General features: G+C 69.5%; 19 protein-coding genes. 13 read left to right on the forward strand and 6 right to left on the reverse strand.

Annotated elements, in window-relative coordinates; genetic code table 11:
* The first annotated feature begins 84 nt into the window (after positions 1 to 84).
* On the forward strand, positions 85 to 1,020 hold the full coding sequence (locus ACTWQA_RS27620; RefSeq protein ID WP_443161972.1) for a helix-turn-helix domain-containing protein: 936 nt from the start codon (positions 85 to 87) through the stop codon (positions 1,018 to 1,020).
* 15 nt (positions 1,021 to 1,035) lie between these two features.
* Here the strand turns inward: ACTWQA_RS27620 and ACTWQA_RS27625 are convergent, their stop codons facing one another.
* From ACTWQA_RS27625 to ACTWQA_RS27650, 6 genes are read right to left on the reverse strand one after another with little or no spacing between them, the layout of a single operon-like run.
* Positions 1,036 to 1,233, reverse strand: coding sequence for a hypothetical protein (locus ACTWQA_RS27625; RefSeq protein ID WP_443161973.1), 198 nt, complete (start codon positions 1,231 to 1,233; stop codon positions 1,036 to 1,038).
* Between the two features lie 19 nt (positions 1,234 to 1,252).
* Positions 1,253 to 1,480 carry a hypothetical protein gene (locus ACTWQA_RS27630; protein ID WP_443161974.1) on the reverse strand — a complete coding sequence of 76 codons (228 nt, stop codon included), beginning with the start codon at positions 1,478 to 1,480 and terminating at the stop codon, positions 1,253 to 1,255.
* 56 nt (positions 1,481 to 1,536) lie between these two features.
* Positions 1,537 to 3,066 carry a gamma-glutamyltransferase family protein gene (locus ACTWQA_RS27635; protein ID WP_443161975.1) on the reverse strand — a complete coding sequence of 510 codons (1,530 nt, stop codon included), beginning with the start codon at positions 3,064 to 3,066 and terminating at the stop codon, positions 1,537 to 1,539.
* Between the two features lie 7 nt (positions 3,067 to 3,073).
* A complete protein-coding gene (locus tag ACTWQA_RS27640) occupies positions 3,074 to 3,838 on the reverse strand; it encodes an amino acid ABC transporter ATP-binding protein (protein WP_443161976.1) in 765 nt (254 codons plus the stop codon).
* Positions 3,835 to 4,614 carry an amino acid ABC transporter permease gene (locus ACTWQA_RS27645; RefSeq protein ID WP_443161977.1) on the reverse strand — a complete coding sequence of 260 codons (780 nt, stop codon included), beginning with the start codon at positions 4,612 to 4,614 and terminating at the stop codon, positions 3,835 to 3,837. Before ACTWQA_RS27645 ends, ACTWQA_RS27640 begins: the two co-directional genes overlap by 4 nt.
* Entirely contained in the window at positions 4,611 to 5,447 is an 837-nt protein-coding gene (locus ACTWQA_RS27650) for an ABC transporter substrate-binding protein (protein WP_443161978.1), read from the reverse strand. Before ACTWQA_RS27650 ends, ACTWQA_RS27645 begins: the two co-directional genes overlap by 4 nt.
* A gap of 163 nt (positions 5,448 to 5,610) precedes the next feature.
* On the opposite strand from ACTWQA_RS27650, the gene ACTWQA_RS27655 reads away from it, so the two are divergent.
* The 12 genes from ACTWQA_RS27655 (at position 5,611) to ACTWQA_RS27710 (ending at position 18,322) form a co-directional block, all read left to right on the forward strand.
* Positions 5,611 to 6,171 (forward strand): MBL fold metallo-hydrolase, encoded by a 561-nt coding sequence (locus ACTWQA_RS27655; RefSeq protein ID WP_138719807.1) that lies wholly within the window; start codon positions 5,611 to 5,613, stop codon positions 6,169 to 6,171.
* A gap of 49 nt (positions 6,172 to 6,220) precedes the next feature.
* Complete coding sequence (locus ACTWQA_RS27660; protein ID WP_443161979.1) at positions 6,221 to 7,237, forward strand: LacI family DNA-binding transcriptional regulator; 1,017 nt, start codon at positions 6,221 to 6,223, stop codon at positions 7,235 to 7,237.
* 190 nt (positions 7,238 to 7,427) lie between these two features.
* Positions 7,428 to 8,933: a rhamnulokinase gene (locus tag ACTWQA_RS27665; protein WP_443161980.1), complete on the forward strand. Its 1,506-nt coding sequence runs from the start codon at positions 7,428 to 7,430 to the stop codon at positions 8,931 to 8,933.
* Positions 8,926 to 9,711: a DeoR/GlpR family DNA-binding transcription regulator gene (locus ACTWQA_RS27670; protein WP_443161981.1), complete on the forward strand. Its 786-nt coding sequence runs from the start codon at positions 8,926 to 8,928 to the stop codon at positions 9,709 to 9,711. Before ACTWQA_RS27665 ends, ACTWQA_RS27670 begins: the two co-directional genes overlap by 8 nt.
* A gap of 237 nt (positions 9,712 to 9,948) precedes the next feature.
* Positions 9,949 to 11,013: an ABC transporter substrate-binding protein gene (locus ACTWQA_RS27675; RefSeq protein WP_443161982.1), complete on the forward strand. Its 1,065-nt coding sequence runs from the start codon at positions 9,949 to 9,951 to the stop codon at positions 11,011 to 11,013.
* Between the two features lie 47 nt (positions 11,014 to 11,060).
* Positions 11,061 to 12,605, forward strand: coding sequence for a sugar ABC transporter ATP-binding protein (locus ACTWQA_RS27680; RefSeq protein ID WP_443161983.1), 1,545 nt, complete (start codon positions 11,061 to 11,063; stop codon positions 12,603 to 12,605).
* Complete coding sequence (locus ACTWQA_RS27685) at positions 12,598 to 13,557, forward strand: ABC transporter permease (protein WP_443161984.1); 960 nt, start codon at positions 12,598 to 12,600, stop codon at positions 13,555 to 13,557. The genes ACTWQA_RS27680 and ACTWQA_RS27685 overlap by 8 nt, the downstream gene beginning before the upstream one ends.
* The gene (locus ACTWQA_RS27690; protein WP_443161985.1) at positions 13,554 to 14,564 is read left to right on the forward strand and encodes an ABC transporter permease; all 1,011 of its coding nucleotides are present in this window, start codon (positions 13,554 to 13,556) and stop codon (positions 14,562 to 14,564) included. The genes ACTWQA_RS27685 and ACTWQA_RS27690 overlap by 4 nt, the downstream gene beginning before the upstream one ends.
* Positions 14,561 to 15,559, forward strand: coding sequence for a Gfo/Idh/MocA family protein (locus tag ACTWQA_RS27695; RefSeq protein ID WP_443161986.1), 999 nt, complete (start codon positions 14,561 to 14,563; stop codon positions 15,557 to 15,559). The genes ACTWQA_RS27690 and ACTWQA_RS27695 overlap by 4 nt, the downstream gene beginning before the upstream one ends.
* The gene (locus ACTWQA_RS27700; RefSeq protein ID WP_443161987.1) at positions 15,556 to 16,569 is read left to right on the forward strand and encodes an ABC transporter permease; all 1,014 of its coding nucleotides are present in this window, start codon (positions 15,556 to 15,558) and stop codon (positions 16,567 to 16,569) included. The genes ACTWQA_RS27695 and ACTWQA_RS27700 overlap by 4 nt, the downstream gene beginning before the upstream one ends.
* Complete coding sequence (locus tag ACTWQA_RS27705; protein ID WP_443161988.1) at positions 16,566 to 17,315, forward strand: ATP-binding cassette domain-containing protein; 750 nt, start codon at positions 16,566 to 16,568, stop codon at positions 17,313 to 17,315. Before ACTWQA_RS27700 ends, ACTWQA_RS27705 begins: the two co-directional genes overlap by 4 nt.
* A gap of 50 nt (positions 17,316 to 17,365) precedes the next feature.
* A complete protein-coding gene (locus ACTWQA_RS27710) occupies positions 17,366 to 18,322 on the forward strand; it encodes a sugar ABC transporter substrate-binding protein (protein WP_443161989.1) in 957 nt (318 codons plus the stop codon).
* Positions 18,323 to 18,329 lie beyond the last annotated feature (7 nt).

The following is an 18,329-nucleotide window of genomic DNA, read 5'->3' on the forward strand; positions in this document are numbered from 1 at the left end:
GAATTGGTGTGGCAGCGCACACTTGTGGTCTTACAGCGCCCGGCCCGACACTGGAGCATGCGCAACGGCCGGTGAAGGAGGGCCATGCCCATCGAGCACAGGCCGGACGGCACCCTCGTCTACGGCTATCTCGACACGGCCGCACGTCAGGGGGCGGGTGCCTCTGACGCGGTTCTCGTCCGGGACGAGGATCGTCCCTACCAGGCGGAGACGAGGCCGTACCGCCTCGGCGCGCTGGGCGCGTGCGAGATCACCGGCGAGGATCGGGTCCGGGTGAGCTCCCTGCGGTCAACGGCCGCTCCGGCGGGCGAGCACCTGCTCGGACTCCTCCGGGACGGCAACGGCCGGCTGGAACAGGACGGCCGCCTCGCCCCGCTGTCCACCGGCGAGTTCCTGCTCTACTCCGGCTCGCGGCCGTTCCGGCTGGAATTCGACGGCCCCTACCGCTACTTCCTGATCAGGCTCTCCACGGCCGCGTTCAGTATCTCCCGCGGCTTCACCGCCAACCGCGACATCCTCGGGCCGCCCAGCGCGCGCATCCTGGGGGCCATGCTGATGGAGCTGGCCGACCAGGCGGCGCGGCTGGGCCCACTGGCCGGCCACGAGCTGGGACACCACGTCACGGCCGTGCTCAGAACGGTGCTGCACGAGTCGTCCCGGCCGGCCCCGCCCGGCGACGGCGTCGCCCTGCTGGAGCGGGTCCTGGACCACATCGACCGCCATCTGGGGGACGACCTGCCGCCCGCCGCGATCGCCGCCGCCCACCACGTCTCGGTGCGCTACCTGCACAAACTGTTCCAGCAACAAGGCCACACCGTCAGCGACCACGTACGCCGCCGCCGGCTGGACCGCATCCGCCAGGACCTCGCCGACGCCGCACTGGCCCACCTGCCCGCCCAGACCATCGCGGGTCGCTGGGGCATCAAGGACCCCAGCCACTTCAGCAAGCTGTTCCGATCGGAATACGGGCTCTCACCCCGCGAATTCCGGCGCGAGGCGATCGCCGGCCGCCCGGACTGACGTGTGCCGCAACCCCTAGTAGCACTCGGCCGCTTCGGCTCGGGGTGCGCCTGAAAGCCGCGCGCTGGCCTCGGCCGCGGCGTCCATCACGGTGGGAACGAGCGCATCGTCTGCCTTGACACCGAGCTGGACCACTCCGAGGCTCGCCGTCGCCCAGTCCGACACCTGGATGGGCGCGGCAATGCCGACCGCGCCGGGCTGGATCATGCCCACCGTGACGGCCTAGCCGCGCTCACGCGCCGGCCGGACGTCTTCGGTGTCGCCGGCGCTCGGTGGCCGGCGCCGGGCCGCGCTGATGGCCGATCAGCAGTTCGCCGCCTTCCGTGGTCAGGTACGCGATCTCGTGCACAGTCAGAAGAACCGGATCCTCACCCCGGCATCGGGGCAAGAAGCGCGCCAGGTTGAAGCCCGGGTAGCCGCGCATATGATCGTCGCCTGCGGCCTGGACTGCCACGAACACTGCGCGTGTGATGTTGCACCCGCCACATCGGGGCACTGACCCTGTCCCGCGTCGCCTCAGGAGATGTCGGTCTGGGGATTTTCCGGTGCCAGCGAAACCACGGCGGAGGCGCCATCGCAGCGAGGATCGCTCCCTGCTGAGGTGGCACCCCCGACGACTTGTGCGTGGCCGACCCATTCTGATGCCGGCGGCAGCGGGGCGATCGGCGCGCCGGTCGCGGTCAGAGCTGCGATGGTACGCGGGGAGAGATCCGTCTCCAGGCTGATCGTGTCCTCCGGCTGGCCCGCTTCCATACCGCCGACGACCCAGCGGGGCGCGGCCACCGCGTCGGCGGGTTGTTCCCCGTCGAGCAGCCGTAGCAGCACTTGGGTGAGGATCTGCGGTTGGGCCTTGCCTCCCATCGTGCCCATCGACCAGGCCAGCCGTTCTTCCTGGGTGACCATGACCGGCATCAGCGTGTGTGCCGGACGCTTGCCCGGCGCGATGACGTTGGGCGAGGCGGCGTCGAGGGAGAAGAACGCCCCGCGATTGTGCATCACCATGCCGGTCGAGGGTTCGAGCAGCCCTGCGCCGAAGCTGTGGAAGAGGCTCTGGATCAGCGAGACCGCGTACCCTTCGCTGTCCGCGGTCACGACCGCGACCGTGTCGCCACTCGCCCTGCCGGTGATGGCCGGCCCGGCCGCTTCGCGGGAGGGGCCCAGCAGCAGGGCGTCCACGTCGATCTGCGCGAACCGGGGATCGGCCAGATGGCGGGTCCTGTCGGCGATGCCTCCGTGAAAGATCGCGGCCAGTTGCCCGGCATCCTCTCCGTGCGGGTCCGTCCTCTCCAGCGCGGCCAGCGCCTGCAGCAGCAGGAAGCCTTGTGTGTTGGGCGGGCTGGTGTAAACGTCGAAACCCCGGAAGGCGCGGTGGAGCGGATCGGGCTGCTCGACCTCGTAGGCGGCCAGGTCGTCCAGGGCGATGGGGACCGCCAGCGCCTGCAGGCCGGCGACCAGTCGCTTGCCCAACGGCCCGCCGTACAACACCTCGGGGCCCTGAGCCGCGATCTCCGTGAGCGTCGCGGCCAACGCCTCCTGGCGCAGGGTTTCGCCGACGCGCAGTGACCCGAAGACGGTCCGCATCCCAGGGTCGGCGGCGATCAGATCTCCGGCCTCGGCCATGGCCGCTGCCAGGCCCGGAACGACAGGAGTGCTTTCCGCATGGCGTATGGCGGCGGTGAAATGGTCGGGCCATGTCAGCGCGGCACCGGAGGTGTGCAGCGCGGCATAGCCTGCGACCGCGCCGGGGACGGTGATCGTGTCAGGCCCGGACACGGGCATCTGGCCGCCGTAACGCGAGATCAGCGTCGCCACGTCGATGCCGGCCGGGGCGGGACCGCTGGCGTTGACGCAGGAGATCCTGCCGTCCGGGGATCTGATCAGAGCGATCAGATCGCCGCCGAGTCCGGTGTTGTGCGGATAGACGACGGTGAGCGTCACGGCGGCCGCGAGCGCGGCGTCGACGGCGTTGCCGCCGCGTGCGATCGCCTTCTTGGCTGCGGCGGTGGCGAGAACGTGCGGGCTGGCGATGGCGCAGTGATAGGTCATGGCACTTTCAGATGATCTTGGATAGGAACGATCGCGTACGTTCGTGGACGGGATCGGTGAAGACCTGGGCGGGTGGGCCGACCTCGACGATCTTCCCGGCGTCCATGACGACGACCCGGTCGGCCACCTCGCGGGCGAAGCCCATCTCGTGGGTCACGACCAGCATCGTCATGTGCTCGCGGGCCAGCTCCTTCATCACCTCGAGCACCTCGCCGATCATCTCGGGATCCAGCGCGCTCGTCGGTTCGTCGAAGAGCATCAGCGTCGGCCGCATCGCCAGCGCGCGGGCGATCGCGACCCGCTGCTGCTGCCCGCCGGACAGGTTGGCCGGGTAGGCGTCGGCCTTGTGTGCCAGGCCGACGCGGTCCAGCAGGCGGTGCGCGTCCTCGACCGCCTGCGCCTTCTGCACGCGCCTGACCCGCACGGGACCGTGCCAGACATTCTCCGCGGCCGTCATGTGCGCGAACAGGTTGAAGTGCTGGAACACGAAGCCGATGTCGCGACGTTGCCTCGCGACCTCGGCCGCGGATTCCTCCACGAGCCTGCCGTCCTTGCCGTGGCGGTAGCCGACGAGGCGACCGGTGACCGTGATGCTGCCGCTGTCGATCGTCTCCAGATGGTTCACCGTACGGAGGAACGTGGTCTTGCCGGCGCCCGACGGGCCGATGAGGACGACCACTTCGCCGCGACTCACCTCGAGAGAGACGTCGTCGAGCACGACGTGGCCACCGAGCGCGCGAGTGACGTGCTCGGCTCGGACGATCACGCTCATGGCGCCTCCGCCCGGACCACGGCACGCCCGCCGCCGAAGAGCCGCTGCCCTATCGTCGGAGGTCGCGATATCCCGGCCGATGCATTCAGCCGGGCCTCGAGCCAAGCCTGGACGAAGGACCACAAGGTGGTGAGCATCAGGTAGTACAGAGCCGCGACGATGAACACTTCGAATGTGCGGAATGTCGTGGAACTGATCGCCTGGGTGTTGAGGAACAGCTCGTCCACGCCGATCACACTCAAGATCGAGGTGGTCTTCATCATGGCGTTGAAGTTGTTGCCGAGCGGCGGGACGATGAAGCGCAGCGCCTGCGGCAGGATGATCCATCTCATCGCGGAGCGCGGTGTCATGCCGATGGCGAGCGCCGCCTCCGACTGCCCCTTCCCGACTGAGTCGATCCCCGCACGGATGATCTCCGCCATGTAGGCGCTCTCGTTGATCGCCAGCGTGACAAGGGCGGCCTGGAACACGCCGGTGACGGTCACGCCGAGCAGGGTGAGGTCGGAGAAGGAATAGATCTCGGCCGCGGCCAGGCCGTTGTAGACGAGAACCAGTTGCACCAGCAGCGGGGTGCCGCGCAGGATCCAGATGTAGAACCCGGCCACCGCGGTGACCCAGCGGCGCTTGGATCGGCGCATCAGCGCCACGCCGAGCCCGATGATCACTGCCAGGAACTGGGCGAGGACCGAGATGTAGACCGTGCGCCACAGCCCCTCGAGAAACGGCCCCGACGGGCGAAGGAGCGCGTCCCAGAAGAACGCCGGGTCGAAACTCAAGGCTCCAGCCTGTCCACTTGGAGGTTCCACTTGGCCAGGACCTTGTCGTACGTCCCGTCCGCCCGGATCTCTTGCAGCGCCTTGCCCAGCGCGCTCTGCAGTGTGGAGTTGCCCTTGCGTACGGCGATGCCGGCCTTGATCTTGTCGAAGGACTCTCCCGCGAAGGCGAAGAGGCCGGGCTTCTGCCCCATGTAGTAGGCGGCGGTCTCGCTCGTGGTCGCGTATGCCTGCGACCGGCCGAGCGCCAGCTCCTGCAGCGCGGCGATGTCCTGATCGAACCGGGTCAGCTTGATGGCGGGTTTGCCGGCCGCCTCGCACTTCTTGGACTGATCCTCGAGACGCGTGGCGGCCGTGGTGGAAATGAGCGTCGACGCGGTCAGTCCGCACAGGCTCTCGTCCAGCCCGGTGACGCGCCGGGGATTGTCCTTGGCCACGAGGATCGACTGCCCGGAGTACATGTAGGGGACGAAGTCGACGACCCTTTCCCGTTCTGGCTTGATGTAGAGCTGGGACAAAATCGCATCGCACTGCTTGGCCACCAAGGTAGGGACGATGGAGGCGAACTTGGTGTTGCGCCATACCGCTGCCACACCGAGCCTGGCCGCGAGCGCCTCGCCGATCTCCACGTCGGCACCGATAGGCTTCTTGGCCTTGTCGTAGAACTCCAGCGGCGGGGCGGAGATGTCGGAACAGTAGACGATCTCCCCGTCCTTGATCACCGCAGGGGGCGCGACCATCGCCTTGCCGCCGGCTGGAGCCGCCTCCGTTTTCGCCGCCGTTCCGCATGCGGTCAACGACAGCGCGGCGGCCATCGCGAGTATGCGACTGTGCATTCCGTACCTCCACCCAGACGAGCTTGCGGGTGAGGGCCATTGAGGTTGATTAACGAATTAACCTCAACCCCGTACGGTAACAATCTCGTTGCATGGCCGTAGAACGGCGATCGAATCGGTCGCTATCTTCCTCGCTGGCAACGATTTCCGTATGCTGCCTGGCATGCCAGCATTCGTTCACGTCCTTACGGACGGATACGCCGACGAGCGGGTCGCCAGCACCGTGACGTTGATCCGGGAAGGCGACCTGATCGCCGTGGTCGATCCGGGCATGGTCGCCCACCGCCGGCTCATCCTGGACCCTCTCGCCGAGTTGGGTCTGCAACCCGAGCAGGTCACCGACGTGGTGTTCTCTCATCACCACCCGGATCACACGTTGAACGCCGCCCTGTTCCCCGAGGCCCGCTTCCACGACCACTGGGCGATCTACTCCGGCGACGAGTGGGTGGAGCGTGAGGCCGATGGTTTCGAGCTGTCGCCCTCGGTCCGGCTGTTGCGAACCCCGGGGCACACGGCGGAGGACATCACCACGGTGGCGGAGACCGATGAAGGGCTGGTCGTCGCCACGCATTTGTGGTGGAGTGCCGACGGGCCGGCCGATGACCCGCTGGCCGAGGACGGCCACGCGTTGAGACGATCGCGCGAGCGCGTGCTCGCCCTGCGTCCGAGCCTGATCATCCCTGGTCACGGCGGGTCTTTCGTCCCGGTGGAGACGGCCGAATGACGGCCGGCGGGTAACCTCCGCGAAACGCCACGAGCGTACGATTGTAAAGGTGCCCCGAAAGCCCTCACCTGACGTGACCATGGCAGATGTGGCCCGAGTGGCCGGAGTGTCGATCGCGACCGTCTCCAACGCGCTCAACTCGGCCGGCCGCATGTCCCAGAGCACGCGTGACCACGTGTGGCGCGTGGCACGAGAGCTCGGCTACCTTCCTGGCAGGGCGCACACGAGAACGCTGGGCCTGGCCGTCACCACCGACCACCCCGCCTCATGGGGCTTCGCGCAAATCCCCTACTTCTCCCAGGCCATCCAGTCCGCCACCGTTGTCGCACACGAACACGGCTATGGGCTCGTCGTGCAACCCACCGCTCTCGGCCTGGAGCGGTGGGCCGTTCTGCCCGTCGACGGCATGCTGCTGATCGACAGCCCGAAGGGCGATAGGGTTCGTGCCGATCTGCTGATGCGCGGCGTGCCCGTCGTCCACATCGGGAGGCCGGCCAGCGCGGAGCCGTACGACATCTGGGTGGACAACGATGTCGAAGGCGCGGTGCGCGGCGTGCTGGACCACCTGTCGCAGGCCGGAGCACAGCGGGTCGCCCTGCTGGGCGGCGACACCACCGACTCCTACATCCAGGCGTGCATGACAACGTACCGTGAGTGGTGTGCCGAGCGGGGAGAGCCCGCCCGGCTCGAACTCATGAGACGCAAGAATCCGGCCCCTGCCGTCGCCCGCCTCCTGTCCCGGGACGATCCTCCTGACGCCATCTTCGGTCCGTACGACCGATGCGGGCACGCCGTGCTGTCGGCCGCCCGTGGCCATGGCCTGCGGATTCCCGAAGACCTCCTCGTGGCCTGTGCGAGCGAGTCCAGTGCCTACGAAACGACAACACCGCCGGTCACCACGCTGTCCCTCGATCCCGTCGGAGCAACCAGAATCGCCACGGAACTCCTCATCCAACTCGTCGAAGGAGAAACGCCTGCGGTGTCAGGAGGCGTGGTCCATCACACTCGCCTGCTGGTCCGAAAGTCGACGCTCCGCGTCGCAGCCGGGCATCTGTCCACGGCCTGACGTCCCGGCCAGTGGCTGTCCCATAGGAATGCGGCCCTCCTGACGAGGCCCATCGCGCCGTCGACGCGAGGGTACGGACAGCCTGCGCCGACTGCTCCGGTTTGGTGTCCTTGAGCAGGAAGCCGGCCACGGCAGCGTCCCGAGCTCGCTCAGAAGGTGTCTTCAACCGTGAGCAGGATAGGCTCGGCCTGTGCCCACCTACGTCGCCGTGGATCTCGGGGCGGAGAGCGGACGGGTGCTCGCGGGTGAGTTCGACGGCGAGCGTCTCGTGGTGAGCGAGGTCCACCGCTTTCCCAACGTGCCGGTTCGCGTTCTCGGCGGCCTCCACTGGGACGTTTTGCGCCTGCTGGCGGATGCACGTGCCGGGATCGGGCGCGTCGCCGCCGAGCGTCGGGTCGTCAGCGTGGGCGTGGACGCGTGGGGCAACGACTTCGGGCTGCTCGACCGCGACCAGCGGCTCGTGGCCAACCCCCGGCATCATCGCGACCCCTACACCGCGGGCCTGACCGCCCTGGTCTCCTCCCAGGAGCACTACGAGGTGACGGGGGTGCAGCCGCTGCCCATCAACACCTCGTGCCAGCTCCTTGCGCACGCCGGGTCGCCGCTGCTGGACGCCGCCGATCGGCTGGTGATGTTACCGGACCTGTTCACCCTCTGGCTGAGCGGCGAGTCGCTTACCGAGCGAACGATCGCGAGCACCAGCCAGCTCCTGGACGCCCGGACCGGGCGCTGGGCCGGCGACCTCATCGCCCGGCTCGGGTTGCCGTCGCGTCTGTTCGGCGGGGAAATCGTCGAGCCCGGCACGGTCGCCGGGCCGCTGCGGGACGAATCCGGCCGGCCAGGCAAGGCCGTCGTGGTCGCCGTGGCCGGTCATGACACCGCGTCGGCGGTGGCGGCGCTCCCCGTCGGCTCCGGTTCGAGCGGCTCCTCTGGCGGAGTCGGGTACGTCTCCTGCGGCACGTGGTCGCTCGTCGGCGTGGAGACGGCCGGGCCCATCACCACCCCAGAGTCCCGCCTCGCCGGCTTCACCAACGAGGGCGGCGTGCTCGGCACTGTGCGGTTCCTGCGCAATCTCAACGGCCTTTGGCTGCTGCAGGAGTGCCGCCGGGCTTGGGGGACCGGCGCTTCGTACGCCGACCTGGTCGCCGAGGCCGAGGCCGCACCCGCTTTCGGCCCGCTGATCGATCCCACCCACCTGGGCTTCCTGAAGCCGGAGGACATGCCGGCCCGAGTCGCGGCGTTCTGCCGCGCGACGGGCCAGCCGGTGCCCGAGGGCCGGGCCGCGATGGTGCGTTGCATCCTGGAGAGCCTGGCGTGCTCCTACCGCCTGGTCCTGGAGCAGGCAGAGGAGCTGACCGGCCGCCCGGTGGAGGCCGTACACCTGGTCGGCGGTGGCGCTGCCAGCGATACGCTCTGCCGGCTCACCGCGGACATCGGCGGGCGGCCCGTGCTCGCGGGGCCGGTCGAGGCGACCGGTATCGGCAACCTCCTCGTCCAGGTCATGGCCCACGGGGGCATCGGTTCTCTTGGAGAGCTGCGCGAGGTGGTCCGCCGGTCGTACCCGCCCCGGACATTCCTGCCGGACAGTGAGCGCGAGCCATACGATGCGACGTATGTCCGGTTCCGCCAATTGACCGCTGTTGACAACTTCTGGAGTAAAGTAGCGTCCCAGAGGTGCCCGACCATAGATGAGTGAGCCCGGTCCCATGCTGATCGCAGAGCGGCGACGCCGCATCCTGGAGCACGTGCACGAGCACGGGTATGCCTCGTTCCGGGAGCTGGCCGGCGCGCTCGGCACGTCGGAGTCCACTGTCCGGCGGGACCTGCGGTCGCTGGTGGGCGAGGGCCTGCTGGACGCCACTCGGGGTGGTGTGACTCTGCCCGTCTTCCCCGCGGCGTCGCGTCCGGTCTCCGTCGACGCGGTGGCGGCCGAGCGCGAGGCCATCGCCGCCCACGCCGCGACGCTCGTGAAGCCCGGCACCGCCGTCCTGCTCGGTCCCGGGCGCACCACCGCGGCGCTGGCCCGTCGGCTCGCCGAGTTGCCGTCCCTCACCGTCGTCACCAACTCCACCATGGTGGTCGAGGCGCTCATGGACGCGCCCCACATCGAAGTCGTCGCGGTGGGCGGCACGCTGCGCCGGTCCATCCACGCCTTCGTGGGGCCGATCACCGAGCAGCACCTGGCGGGCCTGCGTGGCGCGCAGACCTTCCTGTCGGGCGACGGCGTCACCCCCGAGAGGGGACTGACCACGCCCAACGTCTTCGCCGCCGCCACCGACCAGGCCCTCGCCGCGGCCGGCCGCGAGGTCGTCGTCCTCGCCGACCACTCCAAGATCGGTCACGACACGATGTGCCAGACCGTGTCCACCGAGCGCATGAGCGTCCTGGTCACAGACCTGAAGGCGGACTCCGTCATGGTGGACCGGCTTGTCGGCGCGCAGGTCGACGTCCACATTGCTGACATGAATCGATGAGTTCTGACCCAATCTGACATCTTTTCTGGGCGCGTAACGAGTCAGCGACACCGGTCCCTCCGCCGTTTCCGTGTATGAGCAGCTTGTAGGCATCCAAGCGGCCCGCCATCACATGTTGTTCTGGCGACGCATATTGACACATCGGTAACCGCCGTGGCTATCATCCTCTCAACTTCCTGTCAAAACAATGCAAGTTATGGCAGGTGGTGCCCGTTCCCTCGGAAGGAGGGTCACTTGATGCCCCGCAGAACAACGGCTGCGGCCGCTGCCGGCCTGCTGGCGCTCACGTTGAGCGCGTGCACCAAGTCCGTCGGCGACGGCCCCGCGGACGCCGGCGCGTCCGCCCAGCAGCAGGTGGAGGCGACCTCTGGAGACGCGTCGCTGTGCACCCCGGAGCGGTACAACGGCGGTGTGCCCCAGCTCGACCTGAAGAACGTCACCGTGGGGTTCGCGCAGTCGGAGAAGGAGGCGAACCCGTTCCGGATCACCGAGACACAGTCGATCAAGGACGAGGCCGCTCGGCGGGGCATCAAGCTGATCACGACGAACGCGCAGTCGGACCTCAACAAGGAGATCGCCGACATCCAGGGCATGATCGCCCAAGGTGCCAAGGTCCTGATCATCTCCCCGCTCAACTCCGAAGGGCTCGACCCCGCGCTCAAGGCGGCACAGGCCGCGAAAGTCCCGATCATGACGATCGACCGGCTGCTCACCACCAAGAAGGCCTGCGTCGACTACCTCGGCTGGATCGGCTCCGACTTCGTCAAGCAGGGCGCCCGAGCCGCCGACGCCATGATCACCGCGACCGGAGACAAGGGAGAGGTCGCGATCCTGCTCGGAGCCTCAGGGGTGAACGTCACCGTCGACCGGACCAAGGGGTTCAAGGATCAGCTCGCCGCCAAGGGCTCGGCGCTGAAGGTCGTGGCCGAGCAGACCGGCGACTTCACCCGTGAGAAGGGCCGCGCGGTCACCGAGCAGCTCATCTCCGCCAACCCCGGCATCAGCGCCATCTACGCGGAGAACGACGAGATGGCCCTCGGCGCCGTCGCCGCGCTCAAGGCGGCGGGCAAGAAGCCGGGAGACGTGAAGATCGTCACGATCGACGGCACCCGCGGGGCGGTCCAGGGCATCGTCGACGGCTGGATCGCCGCGGTCATCGAGTCGAACCCACGGTTCGGACCACTCGCCTTCCAGGCGCTCGAGAACTTCTACGCCGGCAAGGGCGTACCGGCGAAGACGATCATCTCCGACAAGGAGTACACCCCTGAGAACGCCAAGGCCGAACTGACGAACGCCTACTGAGGTCGGGGGCGGCACGGACCGCCCCCACGACGTCCGGGAGCAGGCACATGAATGAACCGGTGTGCGAGGCGCACGCCGTCTCCAAGCGGTTCGGCGGGACCCTCGCCCTCGATCACGTCTCGTTGCGGCTCGACGCCGGCGAGGCCCACGCGCTGGTGGGGGAGAACGGGGCGGGGAAGTCCACGCTCATCAAGGTGCTCACCGGGGTGCACCGCCCGGATGGCGGCACGATCCGCCACCTCGGCCGGCCGGTGTCCTTCTCCGGACCCGCCGACGCTCAGGACGCCGGGATCAGCACCATCTACCAGGAGGTCGAGCTCGCCCCGCTGCTGAGCGTGGCCGACAACCTCTTCCTCGGCAGGGAGCCGATCACCCGCTTGGGGCTGCTCGACCGGTCACGGCTGCGGAGGGAAGCCACCGAGGTCCTCGCCCGGTACGGCGTGACCGTGGACGTCCGCCGGCCGCTCGGCGAGCTGGGCCTCGGTATCCGGCAGATGGTGGCGATCGCCCGCGCGGTCAGTGCGCGCGCCCGACTGGTGATCATGGATGAGCCGACCTCCTCACTGGCCCCGCGCGAGGTGGACCGGCTCGCGGACGTCATCGAGGTGCTGCGCAAGCAGGGCATCGCGATCCTCTACGTCACTCACAAGCTGGATGAGGTCTTCCGCGTGTGCCAGCGGGTGAGCGTCCTGCGCGACGGCCGTCTGGTCCACACCGGTCTCGTCCGGGAGACCTCCCGCATCGGCCTGGTCGCCGCGATGCTCGGCCGGCCGGTCGCCGAGGTGCGCCGCCACGGCGTGACGAGCTTCGGCGAGGCCCACGAGGTGGGCCGCGCCGCGCCGGTTCTGCGGGCCGAGTCCCTCGTGCGCGCGCACGCCCTGAACGGCGTCTCCGTCGAGGTACGCCCGGGCGAGGTGGTGGGACTCGCGGGCCTGCTCGGCTCCGGCCGGTCGGAGACGGCGAGGGCGGTGTTCGGGGCCGACCCTCTCGACGCCGGGTCGGTGGAGGTGGCCGGGCGCGCCCGCCGGCGATGGAACCCCGCCACCGCGATCCGCTCGGGTGTCTGCATGGTCCCGGAGGACCGCAAGGCCGAGGGAGTCGTGCCAGGGCTGTCGGTCCGCGACAACATCACGCTCGCGGCGCTGCCCCGGCTCACCCGCGGCGGGCTGGTGTCCCGGCGGGCGCGAGACCGCATCGTCGGCACATTCATCCGCCGCCTCGGGATCAAAGTGTCGTCGCCCGACCAGAAGGTGGGCGAGCTCTCCGGAGGCAACCAGCAGAAGGTGCTGCTCGCCCGCATGCTCTGTCTCCATCCCGCGGTGCTGATCCTCGACGAGCCGACACGGGGGATCGACATCGGCGCCAAGGCGGAGATTCAGGGGCTCATCGACGAGCTCGCTCAGGAAGGCCTCGGCGTGCTGCTGGTGGCGGAGCTGGAGGAGATCGTGGAGGGCGCCGACACCGTCGTGGTCCTGCGGGACGGGACGGCGGCCGGCGTCCTGCGCGGTGCGGAGATCGGCGAGCGGCGGATCATGGAGCTGATCGCCGCGGACGTCCCGGACGAATCTGCCGGTGGGCGGTTCGATGACTGAGCCGACCGTGGCCGGCCGCATGGGCGCGGTGGGGCGGGTGACCTGGCTGTCCGATTACGGGGTCTACCTCGCCCTCGGCGTCCTGCTGTCGTTCAACCTGGTGTTCACGCCGAACTTCGCCACGGTCGCGAACCTACGGCTCCAGCTCGTCCAGGTAGCCCCGGTGGCCATCGTCGCCCTCGGCATGGCACTGGTGATCGGCACCGGAGGCATCGACCTGTCGGTCGGCTCCACGATGGCCATCGCGGCGGCGTTGCTGCCGCTCTACCTCGGCTACGGGCCCTGGCTCGCCATCGCCGTCGCGGTGCTCGCCGGTGCGGCCGTGGGACTCCTGAACGGGGGACTGGTCGCCTACGGCATCCAGCCGATCGTCGCCACGCTCGGGCTGCTCGTAGCCGGACGGGGGGCGGCGCTCGTGCTCGCGGACGGCCGGCTCGTCGAGATCTTCGACCCCACGCTGGCCGCCATCGGCGGCGGGCAGGTGCTGGGGGTCCCACTGCCCGTGCTCATGGCCCTCACGGTCGCCGCCGCCGCCGGGTTCGTCCTGCGCCACGCCGCGTTCGGCCGCAGGCTGCTGGCCGTGGGCGGCAACCGGCCCGCGGCGCTCCTGGCCGGCCTGTCCGTACGGCGGACGCTGGTCACCGTCTACATGATCAGCGGGGTGCTCGCAGCGATGGCCGGCGTGCTGACGACCGGGCGGCAGAGCGCGAGCGACCCCTCGTTCACCGGGCTGCTGATCGAGCTGAGCGCCATCACTGCCGTGGTCGTGGGAGGCACGCCCCTTGCTGGAGGCCGCGTCCGGATCCTCGGCACGCTGATGGGGGCGCTGCTGATGCAGCTCATCATCGCCACGGTCATCCAGCACGACCTGCACGACTCGACCGCCCGGATGATCCAAGCGGCGATCATCGTGGCCGCCGTGTACGCGCAGCGGAACAGGAGCGGGACGTGACAACCGGACAGGCGGAACGTGCAGCCCCCCTCTCGCCTGCCGCCGGCGCCGGCCGGATGAGCGTGGTTGCGCTGGCCCGACGACACGGGGCTGCCCTGGTGCTCGTCCTCGTGATCCTCCTCGGGTCGCTGACCTTCGGCTCGAGCTTCACCGGGCCGGGGAACCTCGGCGCCATCGCGCTGGACGCCTCCTACCTGCTGCTTGTCGCGACAGGCATGACGTTCGTGATCCTCTCGGGCGGGATCGACCTGTCCGTCGGATCGGTTCTCGCACTGTCCGGCGTCCTGGCGGCGTACGGCTCCCGCTGGGGGACGGCGGGCGCGGTCCTGCTGCCCCTGGCGGTCTGCGGGTTGATCGGCCTGGTGAACGGGCTGCTGATCGGACGGGCCCGGCTGGCGCCGTTCGTCGTCACCCTGGCGACCCTGCTGTTCGCCCGAGGGCTGGCCTTCGCGGTTTCCCAGGAGGGTAACCAGGTCTACATCATCCCGGCCGACCTGGCCCTCACCCGGATCGGACAGGCCAGTGTTCTCGGCGTCGGCGTCCCGGTGCTGATCGCCCTCGCGGTCTTCGCCGCGGCCGGCGTGGTGCTCAACCGCACCCGGTTCGGCCTGCGGGTCTTCGCCGCCGGGAACGGGGACGGGCACGCCGCCGAGCTCATGGGGCTCCCGGTGGCTCGCATCCGCGTCCGCGTCTACGTGCTCAACTCCCTGCTGGCCGGCCTCGCGGGAGTCCTCATCGCCGCGCAGACCGCCTCGGGGCTCCCCACCCTCGGTGAAGGCAGGGAACTGGAGGCCATCGCGGCCGTCGTGATCGGCGGCACGCTGCTCACCGGCGGCGCCGGATCGCTCGGGGGGACCCTCGCGGGCGTGCTGCTGCTCAAGGTGATCCAGAACCTGATCAACCAGGTGGGCACGCTCAGCTCCGCCTACCAGCAGGTGGTCAGCGGCACCTTCCTCGTCCTGGTCGTACTCGTCCAGGCCGCCCTGGCAAGGAGGAGACGACAGTGAACGACAATCGGACCAGGGTCGCGGTGGTCGGCACCGGCGACTGGTGGGGCTTCCACCACGCCCGCGTGTTCTCCTGCCGCGAGGACGCCGAGTTGTGCGCCGTCGTGGGCCGGACCGAGAAGCGCACCGTCGAGCGCGCCCGGCGGTTCGGTGTACGCCCCTATCTCGACGTGGAGGAGATGATCGCCCGGGAGCGGCCCGACCTGATATCCGTGTGCCTGCCGAACGAAGACCATTTCGCCACCACCCGGCAGTTGGTCGAGGCGGGGATCCCGCTGCTGGTCGAGAAGCCGCTCGTCTTCTCGCTCGAGGAGGCGGACGTTCTGATCGCCGAAGCCGAGGCCCGCCGGCTCTTCTTCGCCATCAACTTCAACCACCGCTACGCCCGTCCCGTACGGCTGGCGGCGGCGGCCATCGAGCGCGGTGAGCTGGGCCGGCTGGTCTTCGCGACCTGGCGATTCGGCGGAGAGGCCGGCACCAGCCGGCACCCCCACGCCAACCTCATCGAGACCCAGTGCCACGGCTTCGACATGGTCGAGCACCTGTGCGGCCCGATCGCGTCCGTGACGGCGCAGATGACCGGCGGGCCGCCGTACACGACGATGGCGATCGCCGTGCGATTCGCCGGCGGGGCGGTGGGGACGCTCCTCGGGACCTACGACTCCTCGTACACCTACCCGGGAACCCACCTGCTGGAGATCAACGGCACCGGCGGCCGGATCCTCGTCGAGGACACCGTCCGCCGCTACACCTACACGCCGGCCGGGGACGAGACGAGCAGGGTGTGGCAGGCGGGGTACTTCAACGACGCCGACCGGGGCTTCCACGCCACCTTCGACCGGCACGTCGACGAGGTGCTCGCCGCCCTGCGCGCCGGCGATCCGCCGCCCGTCCACGCCAGCGCCGGCCGTCGCGCGCTCGCGCTCGCGCACGCCGTGATCCGCTCGTACGAGTCGGGGAAGCGAGTGGACACCGCCCCCGGAGAGATGACGTGACCGTCGAGGCCGGAGCCCCGCGCCGCCTGGGCAGCGATCCGCTGCGGCTCGCGCTGCTGGCCATCCGGCTCGGCCCAGCGCTGATCCTGCTGCTCCTCGTCGTGATCATGAGCATGTTGTCACCCGCCTTCCTCACCATGCTCAACCTGGGCAACGTGCTGGCGCAGAGCGCGGTGATCGCGGTGCTCGCCATCGGGCAGCTCCTGGTGATCCTCACCCGGGGGATCGACTTGTCCGTGGGATCGACGCTGGCGCTCGCCTCCGTGACCGGGGCCCTGGTCTACTCCGCCGCACCGTCCGGACCGGTCGTCGTCCTCGCCATGCTGGCCACCGGCATGGCAGTCGGCGCGATCAACGGCATGGGCTACGTTCTGGGCCGGCTGCCCCACCCCTTCATCATCACGCTCGCCACCCTGAGCGCGGCACGGGGCCTCGCCCTGTGGCTGTCGGGCGGGCAACCCCAGCAGGGCATGCCCGAGATCGTCCAGACGATGGGCGGCGGCTCGGCAGGCTGGCTGCCGTATTCGGCCTTCCTGGTCGCCGCAGTGGCGCTGACCGTCGTCCTGCTCACCACGCGCATGGTGTGGGGACGCTGGATCTACGCCGTCGGCGGGAACCCGGAGGGAGCCCGGCGGGCGGCGATTCCCGTCGACCGGGTGGTGATCTCGGTGTACGTCCTGAGCGGCCTGGCCGCCGGGATCGCCGCGATCGTCACCTCCGGCCGGCTCAACGCCGGCTCCCCGACCTTCGGCGACCTGGCCGAGCTCGACTCGATCGCCGCGGTGGTCATAGGGGGCGCGAGCTTCCTCGGCGGCCGGGGCGGCGTAGGCAACGCTCTCGTGGGAGCACTCATGATCGGGATCATCCGGAACGGCATGAACCTGCTCGACGTCGACGCTTTTCTCCAGCCGATCGTCATCGGCGTCGTCATCGTCGTGGCCGTCGAGTCCGACGTCATCCGCGGGCGGCTGGAAAGCCGCTTCCGCGTCGTGCAGGCGGCGCGGTCATGACGCCCGCCCTGGCCGTTCGCGGCGCCACCAAGCGCTTCGGCGCCGTTCTCGCCCTCGACGGCGTGGATCTGGAGGTGTTCCCCGGTGAGGTGCTCGCCCTCCTCGGCGACAACGGGGCGGGTAAGTCGACGCTGATCAAGTGCATCAGCGGCGTGCACCGGCTGGACGCGGGATCCATCGAGATGGGCGGGGTCGCGGTGACGACCGGCTCGCCCGCCGCCGCCCGAGCGCTCGGGATCGAGACCGTCTACCAGGACCTCGCGCTGTTCGACAATCTGGATCCCGTCGCGAACTTCTACGCCGGGCGGGAGATCGCCGGGCCGCGCTGGCTTCCCCGCGGCCTGCGGCTGCTGCGCCGCCGGGACATGTCCCGGGCGACGGGTGAGTTGCTGACACGCCTCCAGGTCGGGATCGCCGACCCCCACGCCACGGTCGGTCTGATGTCCGGAGGCCAGCGGCAGGCCATCGCCGTGGCCAGGGCCGCGGCGTTCGCGTCGAAGGTCGTGATTCTCGACGAGCCGACGGCAGCGCTCGGGCTGCGCGAGTCGCGGCGAGTGCTCGATCTCATCCTGCGCCTACGCGAGGAGGGCCACGCCGTCATTGTCATCTCCCATGCCATGGATCACGTGATCGAGATAGCCGACCGAGCCGCGGTGCTGCGGCGCGGTCGCAAAGTCGGCGAGATGAGACCTACGCCGGACAACCGGCAGGCGATCGTCTCGCTCATCGTCGGAGGCGACTCGTGACCTCCCTCCGGCGTTCCGCGCCACCGCCCCTCCCGAAAGTGATGAGAACGATGGCACCACACCTCCGGTCAGCCTCGCTGGCCCTCGCACTGGCGCTCTGTCTCGGCGCCTGCTCCACCGGCTCCGGTACGTCCACGACTGAGGCGTCTCCCGGCGCCGCCGAACCGATCAAAGTTGGATTCATCACGAAGTTCCCAGTCGACTTCTACGACACCATGGTCGACGCGGTGAAGACCTGGAACCGCGATCATCCAGACGTCGACGTTCTCTTCGGCCAGGGCAAGAGCGGCACGGACGACGAAGGCGAGACGGCCCAGATCGAGTCGATGCTCGCCAAGGGGGTCAAGGCCATCGCGATCACGCCGACCAGCCCGAACCTCCAGAACGTTCTGCAGAAGGCCGTGGACGCCGGGGTCAAGGTCGTCCTGGTGGACAACGACATCCCCGGTTGGGCAGGTAAGTCGTCGGTGGTGGCGACCGACAATCTCGCGGGCGGCAAGCTGGCGGGTGCCTGGCTCGCCGAGCGCGTCAAGCCCGGCTCGACGATCGCCGTGCTGCAGGGGCGGCTGGCCAACCCCTCGCTCGACGACCGCGTCACCGGCATGCTGTCCACGCTCGGTGACGGGGTCACCGTGGTCTCCAAACCCGCCACCGATTGCGACCAGACCAAGGGGCTCAACGCCGCCCAGGACATCCTGGCCGCTCATCCCGGCATCGCCGCCATCTATGGGGCCTGCGGGCCGCCGATCCTCGGCGCCCTCCAGGCCGTCAAGTCGGCCGGCAAGAAGCCGGGCGATCTCGTGCTGGTGGGCTTCGACGCCTCACCGGGCGAGCTGAAGGCCATCGCCGCAGGTGAGATCGCGGCGTCGGTCGCCCAGTTCCCCGCCAAGATGGGCTCGGCCGGCATCGAGACCGCGGTCGCCGCGGCCCGAGGCCAGCGTGTCCCGGCGATCATCGACACCGGCACTGAGATGGTGACGAAGGAGAACGTGACGGGCTTCCAGTGACGTCGTT

It is taken from the genome of Nonomuraea sp. 10N515B (assembly GCF_052245915.1).
Classification (GTDB): Bacteria; Actinomycetota; Actinomycetes; order Streptosporangiales; family Streptosporangiaceae; genus Nonomuraea.